Annotated in this window: 13 protein-coding genes; 10 read left to right on the plus strand and 3 right to left on the minus strand. The window is 48.4% G+C overall.

Annotated features, from left to right (window positions below; genetic code table 11):
* Positions 1 to 6: 6 nt before the first annotated feature.
* A complete protein-coding gene (locus FDX03_RS15545; RefSeq protein WP_137346197.1) occupies positions 7 to 483 on the minus strand; it encodes a toxin YdaT family protein in 477 nt (158 codons plus the stop codon).
* On the minus strand, positions 483 to 722 hold the full coding sequence (locus FDX03_RS15550) for a Cro/CI family transcriptional regulator (protein ID WP_137346198.1): 240 nt from the start codon (positions 720 to 722) through the stop codon (positions 483 to 485). Before FDX03_RS15550 ends, FDX03_RS15545 begins: the two co-directional genes overlap by 1 nt.
* A 78-nt stretch (positions 723 to 800) precedes the next feature.
* On the opposite strand from FDX03_RS15550, the gene FDX03_RS15555 reads away from it, so the two are divergent.
* Positions 801 to 1,208, plus strand: a complete 408-nt coding sequence (locus FDX03_RS15555; RefSeq protein ID WP_137346199.1) for a helix-turn-helix domain-containing protein — start codon at positions 801 to 803, stop codon at positions 1,206 to 1,208.
* A 282-nt stretch (positions 1,209 to 1,490) separates the two neighbouring features.
* On the opposite strand, the gene FDX03_RS15560 is transcribed toward FDX03_RS15555, so the two are convergent.
* Positions 1,491 to 1,754 (minus strand): hypothetical protein, encoded by a 264-nt coding sequence (locus FDX03_RS15560; protein WP_071891820.1) that lies wholly within the window; start codon positions 1,752 to 1,754, stop codon positions 1,491 to 1,493.
* Positions 1,755 to 2,120: 366 nt separating this feature from the next.
* Between FDX03_RS15560 and FDX03_RS15565 the strand changes: the two genes are divergently transcribed.
* From FDX03_RS15565 to FDX03_RS15605, 9 genes are all read left to right on the plus strand, one after another.
* Positions 2,121 to 2,315, plus strand: coding sequence for a hypothetical protein (locus FDX03_RS15565; RefSeq protein WP_137346200.1), 195 nt, complete (start codon positions 2,121 to 2,123; stop codon positions 2,313 to 2,315).
* On the plus strand, positions 2,308 to 2,493 hold the full coding sequence (locus FDX03_RS15570) for a hypothetical protein (protein WP_044711810.1): 186 nt from the start codon (positions 2,308 to 2,310) through the stop codon (positions 2,491 to 2,493). Before FDX03_RS15565 ends, FDX03_RS15570 begins: the two co-directional genes overlap by 8 nt.
* Before the next feature lie 543 nt (positions 2,494 to 3,036).
* Positions 3,037 to 4,695, plus strand: a complete 1,659-nt coding sequence (locus FDX03_RS15575) for a hypothetical protein (protein ID WP_233614709.1) — start codon at positions 3,037 to 3,039, stop codon at positions 4,693 to 4,695.
* On the plus strand, positions 4,692 to 4,919 hold the full coding sequence (locus FDX03_RS15580) for a hypothetical protein (protein WP_119921999.1): 228 nt from the start codon (positions 4,692 to 4,694) through the stop codon (positions 4,917 to 4,919). Before FDX03_RS15575 ends, FDX03_RS15580 begins: the two co-directional genes overlap by 4 nt.
* A gap of 59 nt (positions 4,920 to 4,978) precedes the next feature.
* Entirely contained in the window at positions 4,979 to 5,194 is a 216-nt protein-coding gene (gene xisR, locus FDX03_RS15585) for an excisionase family protein (RefSeq protein WP_003832298.1), read from the plus strand.
* The gene (locus tag FDX03_RS15590) at positions 5,194 to 6,480 is read left to right on the plus strand and encodes a site-specific integrase (RefSeq protein ID WP_137346286.1); all 1,287 of its coding nucleotides are present in this window, start codon (positions 5,194 to 5,196) and stop codon (positions 6,478 to 6,480) included. Before xisR ends, FDX03_RS15590 begins: the two co-directional genes overlap by 1 nt.
* Before the next feature lie 73 nt (positions 6,481 to 6,553).
* Entirely contained in the window at positions 6,554 to 7,225 is a 672-nt protein-coding gene (gene phoP, locus FDX03_RS15595; protein WP_061068817.1) for a two-component system response regulator PhoP, read from the plus strand.
* Positions 7,225 to 8,688: a two-component system sensor histidine kinase PhoQ gene (gene phoQ, locus FDX03_RS15600; RefSeq protein WP_048211949.1), complete on the plus strand. Its 1,464-nt coding sequence runs from the start codon at positions 7,225 to 7,227 to the stop codon at positions 8,686 to 8,688. Before phoP ends, phoQ begins: the two co-directional genes overlap by 1 nt.
* Positions 8,689 to 8,780: 92 nt before the next feature.
* Positions 8,781 to 9,805 (plus strand): cupin domain-containing protein (locus FDX03_RS15605; protein WP_249357083.1); only part of this gene is annotated, 1,025 nt, incomplete at its 3' end.

A 9,805-nucleotide genomic window follows, 5' to 3' on the forward strand; every position in this document is an offset into this window, starting at 1 on the left:
CTCCTGTTACGCCGCGCGCGGACCAATATGGTTAAACTGGATGCTGACGCCGGGGATGAGATCGGCCAGTGCCTGAATTGCTTCTGCCGTTTCTTTGCGGATTACCTGCATTGGCTTACCAGTCAGCACTGCACTGGTCGCCTCGATGCACTCGCGGTTAGCAATGGCCACCAGGTTATGTAAGTCATGCTGACCAGCCAGCTCTGCATCCATCGCAGCTTTGATTGCTGGCGCCAGCGCAGCTGCCTGGCCACGATAGTTCGGCGTGTCATTTCGAAATGCCCGCTGGATGATCTGCGTGTTGTTGTGCAGGCGGCGCGCATACTCTGACGGGTCCACGATATCTGCCAGGCTATCCAGCAAATCACCGTAGTGATGCGAGGTAATCAGTGGGACAATCTTTTTCCAGCCCCCTTTCCTGCCATCCTTCATCGCCCACTCTTCCAGCTCGATGGCCAGCAATTTAATCTCGTTGATTTTCATCAATCAGATTCCTTCTTGGTCGTGCAGGTATTCTGTTTACCAAGGCGTTTGGCCTGGCGGTAACGGTCATAAACGTCTTTGTCGTAGATGAGTGCGCCATTTGAGGCATCAGCGAGACGCTGAGCACAGCGCTCGGGAACAAGTTCTTTCCACTGGCTGACAGCGGAAGGGTCGATACCAGCAATAGCCGCAATACGGGAGCGGGTTCCAAAGTGTTTAATTGCTGCGGACTTCAACATTCTTATCTCCAATCCTGAGTTTTCTCAATGATAGTCACGCAAGGAAACTCAGGTCAAGAAATATTAAGATAACTAAATATGAGTGAGATGACGTTAGGCCAAAGAATTCGACAGAGACGCAAGCAGATCGGCTTGAGCCAAAACAAGCTGAGTAAAGCTGCAGGGGTTTCTGATTCCTCAATTTCGCTGTGGGAAAGTGACACTACTGCCCCGCGTGGCGAGAACCTGCACAAGCTAGCAGAAATTCTGCAATGCTCGCCTACATGGATCTTATTCGGTGATGAGGATAAATCTCCTGAACCACCTCTGCCGCCAGGAACTCAATCACAGATGACTGAAGAAGAGCTTGAGTTGTTACAACTTTACCGCTCTCTTCCTGAATCGGAGCAGCAGGCTCAGATTCAAAGCCTTCGGGCGCGCGTGGATAATTTCAATCGGTTATTTAACGAGCTGCTCGAAGCAAGGAAACGCACCAACCAATCGTAGTTCAAGCTGCACTTTGATTTAAAAAATAATTTCTCTTCATTTTCATAATGTTGAGATTCTTTTCGCTTCTTTTCATGAGTTTTCTCAATATTTTTATTGACCAATCACAATGAGAAAACTAAATTAACGTCATCAAGTAACCACACGCAGTGATTACTCAGAATCAAAATGTTCCGCTTACCCTGGCGATACAGGGCCAAAAACAAAAAAAGCGCCCTACTGGACGCTTCGCTCTTTAATAATCTGGACATTCTGATCATAGGTAGCTGAGTTAACCAATATTCAGGCGGTACATGGCTCTCCAGTAACTCTTTGAACAAACTGACAAAGAACAATTTTTCCTTCTTCAATTGAATCAAAAAGTTCTGAATGATAAACGCCATCAGTTCGCTTACGAAAAAGATACTCAAATTCTGGTTTGACGCTTCTAGATGTCAGGCGTTTCAAAGTATCCATATCGCAGCGGAATTTGAATTGCTTGCCAGACCTTTGAAGCATGTGCACACCCGTGGATGTATTACCTTTATTTCGAATAAGTGAAACCATGGTCGATGTGCCTTTGCAATTGAATTGGCTGATGATTGACCATCTGATCAATCTACCTCGGATGTCCAGATTATCGCATTCCTGACAGTTGGGGAATAGCAGGATCCACCGCGCCTGATGTGGTTAAAAGCAGGCCAAAGCAATAACAAGTAGACCCTTGTTCTAGCGGCCCGGTGTTTTCCCGTGTATTTCCGGTCACCGCCAGCTTTTTCAGGGAACAACATGCAAGCGCACTCCTTCACTTACCAGTTATGGGTGACAGGTGTGAAACAGGCGGAGTGCGCTTGCAGATGTGATTAATTGCTGTGTGTGCCGCGTGGTCTTTGCCCATCTCCCACGATGGGCACCTTTTTTACCGGAGGGTTTATGAAAAATTCACAGCCAGTTATACCGGACGGGGATCCTGATGTGGAAAGCTCAGTAAGTAATTTTATTTATCAGTTAAGCGTTCCTGCGTTTCGCGACCGCCTTACAGCTGAACTTGAGGCACTGTACGAACAACAGAAGGCAGCTCTCGATCACACGGAATCTTTACTCAGGATGGTGCGTGCCAATGGTTAAATTTACCAGCGAAGATATTGCCCAGCGTACAGCTGAAGCTGAATATAAAAAAGCTGTGGCTGATATAACCGGCGTTCAAAAATATAAAGATGAGGCGGTGCTGGATATGTGTTTCATCAAAGTAATGACCAAAATAGTTAACGACCAGAGGGTTAATATTAGCGAGTTTTTACGCTGAACTTTTATTTACCCCCTTCAATAACTTCAAACAATTAAGAGAGTTTTTATTTATGCCTTAACTGGCAGGGCTAACTATATCCATCAATGATGGCCCTGTCATAGCCAGCTATGCAGGGAGGGTAAGTGACACTTGAGTGCTGTCCGTATTGTAAAAAATGGAGTTCTGATGATTCCATGTATAAATCAACAAAAAGAATTCATAAGAGAGTAGTGACTGCTTATTTCTGTAGCCTTGAGCATGCTATCTCCTACAAACAAATTCATGAACCACGGCGCTGTAATTTAAGCAGAAGCAATGCACGCCATTCACATAAACATTATTGAGGTTATTATGACAACTGGATTAAAAAAATTTGGCGGTAGATTCGAACCGAAAAAAAGTGCGCTTGAAAAAGACAGTACGCTTCCGGTTTATGTTTCTTTTAAACAAGCGAAAAATAAAACAATTGCAAAGACATTACTGCATGCGGATTTTATACAGTTCGCGCCAGATTATGCCGATGATTATTTTGCACCCAAGGTATGGGAAACAGAGGAAGGAATGTTCTGCACTGTTGAGGGACAGTTCTATACTGACCTCTTTACCGATGACATTATCTGGAACGCTGAAAAAGGTGAACCAGAGCGTGTAATGGTTGAGCCAGAGCTTACAGGCGAAAATGAGCAACTTAATGTTGCCGAGCCAGAAGAAAAAATGAAACCGGTGAAAGAACTGGATGTGCTGGCCCGCGCATACTGCCTCGCGGTGTTTGGCGCCATTGATGAAATCACGCCTTCTCAGTATGGCCAGTTAATCGACATGCTGAATGATGATGAATTTAGCCCTTTACGCGAACAGGCAGAGGGTCTTGCCAAAGAACCCCGCATTCTTGCCATGCTTCCTGAAAAACAGACCGAATGCCTGGCCTGGGTGCGTCAGAGGGCGCGCGACAATGCTAAATGGCCAGACTATAAAAACCTGTTTACCCAATGGGCTGAGACCCCGCCCGATAAACGCGAGCCAGTAAAACTTAAAACTGACGAACCTGAAACCAGTGAAGACACACACACCGAATCAGGCTGTACGCTCGGCGGCGGTAACCCAACCGATCGCGTTCTACCTCATACGCTGGCAACCCTGCGCCGCGAGGTCTGCATAGGTATTCTGGGTATTGCTATGGATTTCGACATCTACGAACTGCCGCATGCCGTTCATGAGCGTGCCAAAAAAATGGAAGAAACCGCAACCGATGAGCGCTTTACTGCATGGTGGAAACAGTTACGTCGCACGCCCGGTATTCTGGATTTTTCCCGCGCAGCAATTATTGCCCTAATTAAATCCTCTCCGGAGGATATCTACCGCGATCCGGTAAAACTGCGCGAATACATCAATAAAAACCTGACTGAGTCAAATCACGCCAATCCGGGTCCACTGATTGTTGATATCGCATGCGGCCGTACATCCGCCCCACTGCCACAAAAAAATAATGAGGTGGTCCTCAATGATCAAACCGAACAGACATTACAGAACGGAACTGAAATACCGGCAGTCTGCCCGTCTCGCGCTGCGGAGCTCAACAGGGAACTGGATGCAGCATTTGCCAATAGCGCCTCAAATGAGGGCGAAAAAACGGAAGTGACCGAACAGGAAGACGGTCGCCCACTTCTGGATGATCATGAAATTGAGATTGCCCACGCACTGAACGACCTGCTTTCGGGACGTACTGACGTTATGGGTAAGGAAGAAGCGGAAGGCGTTGTGGCATGCACCGGTCATATTATCGCTGACGTTCTTCCTCTGCTGATCATCGATATCGCCACCACTGAATTTTGTCTGTCCCCTAATTTCAACGATGACGAAATTCACGATGTCGCAACGACAATTCTTGATGGCTGGTCTGATGATGCTGCCTTGCGTCAGAAAATCGCCCTCGATGCGATCGTGGAATGTCGCCGACCAGAGCCACCAAAACCGATAGTGATAGCTCCAGCAGTTGTCACAGCCAAACCGAAGAAAGAACCAGAATTGCCTGCTTCCTCACCGGGTAGCGACGTCACCAATGGTGAACTGTCTACCACCCTGACCTACCGCCAGCAGCTGACGCTAGCGGCTCTGCAGGGGATGTGCGCTAACCCGGCATATCGAGGTGATTTTGATGAATTGCCACACATGGCAGCTGCGCTGGCCGCTGGGGTTATAAGTGCGGAGGCGGAGCAGTGACAGAGAATTTAACCGGCGATGAAGCGCTGATCCGCTCGCAGCACATCTGTGATGATGGGTGTGACTGGACGGCATGGCATGTATGGAAAATGAGAGAACGCAGACAGATCAGTGAGCATGTTTTTAGTCTGCCACCAGCGCGTCGGCTCGTTATGCCACCAAGCATCAAGCCGAAGAAAAAACGGCGCCAAAAACGTAAGACAAAACCAACTACTGATTTTTGATTATCAATATTCGCCAACCGCAGCATGTACTGTTGTGGCTGGCGGCATCGGAGTTATGTATGTCGCAACTCATTTTCAGCGAAGAGTGGATGGTTGAAGCGCGACTAACAGAAAAGACCGGCTTGTCTGAAAGACAAATTAAAAGTTATCGGTTGAATTTGTGGATCGAAGGCGTGCATTTCAAACATCTGACAGCTCTCGGGGAAACTGACAATTCTAAAGGTCTGCTTTGGTACAACTATCCAAAGATTAACCAATTAGTACAGGAAGCATGATGGACTTTCCAACCGGCGTCGAGCTGCATAATGGAAAAATACGGATCACATTTACCTATCGCGGCAAACGTTGCCGCGAAGTCCTTCGCGGTTGGACGGTGAACAGCAGCAACATCAAAAAAGCTGGAAATTTTCGCGCACTCATCACAAGCGAAATACAGCTCGGTAAGTTCGACTATGCGGAACGCTTCCCGGAATCCAAAGCGCTTAAGAAGTTCATCACAACCAAAAAAATCACCACGTTTAAAGAGTTGAGTGATTTTTTTACAGACACCAAAGCCTTAGAGGTATCTGGTGCAACGCTGCTATCGCTTACTTCGGTCGTAAATACGTTACAGCGTGTAATCGGAGAAAATACCCGTCTGGTAGATATTGAGCATGCCGATATTTTGCATTACCGAAAGGAGTTATTGACCGGTACAATTATTAACCCGGCAATGCCGAATCTGGCCCGGCAAGGCCGCGCGCCCTCAACAGTCAATAAACAGATGGCAGTTTTATCAGAAATGCTTAAGCTCGCAAACCGAAGCCAGTTTATATTGCATGCTCCTTATGAAGGAGTGTCGCGACTCAAGTTATCTAAAAATGATCCCGACCCACTTTTACTTCATGAGTACCAGGCACTGATAGCCGCCCTTCCCCGTAGCCAGGCATTAATCATCATTGTTGCCGTACATACGGGGATGAGGCCGGGCGAGATATGCGCCCTGGCATGGGAAGATATTGATTTGGTAAAAGGTGAAATCCACGTATCCAGAAGTTTGACGAATAAGCGAGTATTTGTACCTCCTAAGACAGATGCCGGAATAAGGACAATAACGTTGCTTAGGCCTGCTCTGGATGCACTGAAGGAACAATACGAAATCACCGGCGCTAATCCGAAGCAAGAAATTCGATTTCACCATCGGGAGATCGGTAAAACTGAGCAGCAATCTCTTCGCTTCGTTTTTTCACCGACAGCATATTCGTCAAAGAAAGGCAGTTACTTTTCCAAGAACTCGATTGCCTATGGCTGGAAGCGAGGTACTAAACTTGCCAATATCCGCGAAAGGAATCCTTATCAGTCACGGCATACCTATGCCTGCTGGACGTTGATGGCCGGAGCGAACCCGTCATTCATAGCGAGTCAGATGGGGCATGAAGATGCGCGAATGGTGTACGAGGTTTACTCCAAGTGGATTGGCGACATGAACCAGGATCAGGTCAACATGCTGAACAATCAGATGCCAACAGCACTGCCCCCAGGACGCCCCCACGGGCGAGGGAGCATGAAAAAAGTTATTTAATTTCATAGCGCTGCTTTCAATCTACATAATCAGCGTTAAACTATTCGTACCATGAATTTAGGGAGAAACAATGATGCGCGTGCTGGTTGTTGAGGATAATGCATTATTACGCCACCACCTTAAGGTTCAGCTACAGGATTTAGGCCACCAGGTGGATGATGCAGAAGATGCAAAGGAAGCAGACTATTTTCTTAATGAACACTTGCCGGATATTGCGATCGTCGATTTAGGACTCCCCGATGAAGACGGACTGTCACTGATCCGCCGCTGGCGCAGTAATGACGTTTCATTGCCCATTCTGGTGTTAACCGCCCGTGAAGGCTGGCAGGACAAAGTGGAAGTGCTCAGTGCCGGTGCAGATGATTACGTCACAAAACCGTTTCACATTGAAGAAGTGGTTGCAAGAATGCAGGCATTGATGCGCCGCAATAGTGGTCTGGCCTCGCAGATAATCTCGCTTCCGCCATTTCAGGTGGACCTTTCTCGCCGCGAACTGTCCGTGAACGATGAAGTGATCAAACTCACGGCGTTCGAATACACCATTATGGAGACGCTGATCCGTAATAGCGGCAAAGTCGTTAGTAAAGATTCGCTTATGTTACAGCTCTACCCGGATGCTGAACTGCGTGAAAGTCACACCATTGATGTCTTAATGGGACGTCTGCGCAAGAAAATTCAGGCGCAATATCCGGACGATGTGATCACCACTGTACGTGGGCAAGGTTATCTTTTTGAACTGCGCTGATGAATAAATTACTGCGTCATTTTTTCCCGTTATCACTGCGGCTGCGCTTTTTGCTGGCAACCGCAGGCGTTGTACTGGTCCTCTCGCTGGCTTACGGCATGGTGGCTTTGGTTGGCTATAGCGTCAGCTTTGATAAAACAACATTTCGTCTGCTACGTGGCGAAAGTAATCTGTTCTATACCCTGGCGAAATGGGAAAACGGCAAAATTAATGTCGAGCTACCTGAAAATCTCGATATGCAAAGCCCTACAATGTCGCTGATTTATAATGAAAACGGTAAGCTGCTCTGGGCCCAACGCGACGTACCCTGGCTGGTACAACGTATTCAACCAGACTGGCTAAAGACAAATGGTTTTCATGAGATTGAAGCCAATGTCGACGCCACCAGCACATTGCTACGCGAGGATCATTCGGCGCAACAGAAGCTAAGAGAAGTCAGAGAAGATGACGATAATGCAGAAATGACCCACTCCGTGGCAGTGAACATCTACCCTGCCACCGCCAGAATGCCACAACTGACCATTGTGGTTGTTGATACCATTCCTATTGAGCTCAAACGCTCATATATGGTCTGGAGCTGGTTTATTTATGTGCTGGTTGCCAATTTACTGTTGGTTATCCCGTTGCTGTGGGTTGCAGCCTGGTGGAGCCTGCGACCTATCGAATCACTGGCGCGCGAAGTCCGTGAGCTTGAAGAGCATCATCGCGAGATGCTTAATCCTGCCACCACGCGTGAACTCACCAGTCTGGTGCGTAACCTCAACCGCTTATTAAAGAGCGAACGTGAGCGCTACGATAAATACCGTACCACGTTAACTGACCTCACCCACAGCCTGAAAACACCGTTGGCCGTATTGCAAAGCACGCTACGCTCGATGCGTAATGAGAAAATGAGCGTGAGCGATGCTGAACCCGTCATGCTGGAGCAAATTAGCCGTATTTCACAGCAAATTGGCTATTATCTGCATCGTGCCAGCATGCGCGGCAGTAGCGCCCTTCTCAGCCGGGAATTGCATCCGGTTGCACCGTTGCTGGATAAACTGACCTCTGCATTAAACAAGGTGTACCAGCGTAAAGGGGTTAACATTAATCTCGACATTTCGCCTGAGACAAGCTTTGTGGGTGAACAGAACGATTTCGTCGAAGTGCTGGGCAACGTCCTGGATAACGCCTGTAAATATTGCCTGGAATTTGTCGAGATCTCAGCGCAATTAACGGAAGATCATCTGCACATTGTGGTAGAAGATGACGGCCCCGGTATTCCACACAGTAAACGTGAAGTGGTGTTCGACCGTGGTCAGCGCGTGGATACCTTACGCCCCGGGCAAGGCGTGGGTTTGGCTGTCGCACGTGAGATCACCGAGCAATATGACGGGCAGATTATCGCTGGCGACAGTCTGCTGGGCGGAGCGCGCATGGAAGTTATTTTCGGCCGCCAACATCCGGGACAAAAAGACGAGTAATCTTTACATGTAATAAATATGTACTGACTTCACGCTTGAGGTTAAGTATCCGTTATAATCGGTTGCAGATACCAGCCTGCGGGATGCTCATTATGGAATACCAACTCACTCTTAACTGGCCCGATTTTCTTGAACGTCACTGGCAAAAACGCCCGGTGGTCTTAAAACGCGGCTTTAACAACTTTATTGATCCACTCTCCCCTGACGAACTGGCTGGGCTGGCAATGGAAAGCGAAGTCGACAGCCGGTTGGTCAGCCACCAGGATGGCAAATGGCAGGTTAGCCACGGTCCTTTCGAAAGCTATGACCATCTTGGTGAAAGCAACTGGTCACTGCTGGTCCAGGCCGTAAACCACTGGCATGAACCAACTGCCGCGCTGATGCGGCCATTCCGTGAATTGCCGGACTGGCGCATTGACGATTTGATGATCTCATTTTCTGTACCCGGCGGTGGTGTTGGCCCGCATCTGGATCAATATGATGTGTTCATCATCCAGGGAACCGGTCGCCGTCGCTGGCGTGTGGGTGAAAAACTGCAGTTGAAGCAGCATTGCCCGCACCCTGACCTGCTCCAGGTTGATCCGTTTGAAGCCATCATTGATGAAGAGCTGGAGCCAGGCGATATTCTGTATATTCCACCTGGATTCCCGCACGAAGGCTACGCGTTAGAAAACGCGATGAATTACTCGGTAGGTTTCCGCGCACCGAATACCCGGGAGCTGATCAGCGGATTTGCTGATTACGTTCTGCAACGCGAACTGGGTAGCACGTACTACAGCGATCCAAATCTACCGCCGCGCGACCATCCAGCAGACGTGCTGCCACAGGAAATGGACAAGCTGCGCGAAATGATGCTGGGGCTCATTAACCAGCCGGAGCATTTTAAACAGTGGTTTGGCGAGTTTATCTCTCAGTCGCGTCATGAACTGGACGTTGCGCCGCCTGAGCCGCCTTATCAGCCTGACGAAATCTATGATGCCCTGAAGCAAGGCGATGTCCTGGTTCGTCTGGGTGGATTGCGTGTACTGCGCATTGGCGATGACGTTTATGTAAATGGTGAGAAAATTGACTCCCCTCACCGTCCGGCGCTGGATGCGCTCGCCAGCCATATTGTTCT

The sequence above is a fragment of the Citrobacter sp. wls827 genome (assembly GCF_005280875.1).
GTDB lineage: Bacteria > Pseudomonadota > Gammaproteobacteria > Enterobacterales > Enterobacteriaceae > Citrobacter > Citrobacter youngae.

Excerpts from the sequence above, each read along its gene's own strand:
- FDX03_RS15570 (WP_044711810.1), top strand. The coding sequence starts at position 2,308 with ATGGTTAAATTTACCAGCGAAGATATTGCCCAGCGTACAGCTGAAGCT.
- FDX03_RS15565 (WP_137346200.1), top strand. The coding sequence starts at position 2,121 with ATGAAAAATTCACAGCCAGTTATACCGGACGGGGATCCTGATGTGGAA.
- FDX03_RS15545 (WP_137346197.1), bottom strand. The coding sequence starts at position 483 with ATGAAAATCAACGAGATTAAATTGCTGGCCATCGAGCTGGAAGAGTGG.
- phoQ (WP_048211949.1), top strand. The coding sequence starts at position 7,225 with ATGAATAAATTACTGCGTCATTTTTTCCCGTTATCACTGCGGCTGCGC.
- FDX03_RS15560 (WP_071891820.1), bottom strand. The coding sequence starts at position 1,754 with ATGGTTTCACTTATTCGAAATAAAGGTAATACATCCACGGGTGTGCAC.
- xisR (WP_003832298.1), top strand. The coding sequence starts at position 4,979 with ATGTCGCAACTCATTTTCAGCGAAGAGTGGATGGTTGAAGCGCGACTA.
- phoP (WP_061068817.1), top strand. The coding sequence starts at position 6,554 with ATGCGCGTGCTGGTTGTTGAGGATAATGCATTATTACGCCACCACCTT.
- FDX03_RS15575 (WP_233614709.1), top strand. The coding sequence starts at position 3,037 with ATGTTCTGCACTGTTGAGGGACAGTTCTATACTGACCTCTTTACCGAT.
- FDX03_RS15550 (WP_137346198.1), bottom strand. The coding sequence starts at position 722 with ATGTTGAAGTCCGCAGCAATTAAACACTTTGGAACCCGCTCCCGTATT.
- FDX03_RS15555 (WP_137346199.1), top strand. The coding sequence starts at position 801 with ATGAGTGAGATGACGTTAGGCCAAAGAATTCGACAGAGACGCAAGCAG.
- FDX03_RS15590 (WP_137346286.1), top strand. The coding sequence starts at position 5,194 with ATGGACTTTCCAACCGGCGTCGAGCTGCATAATGGAAAAATACGGATC.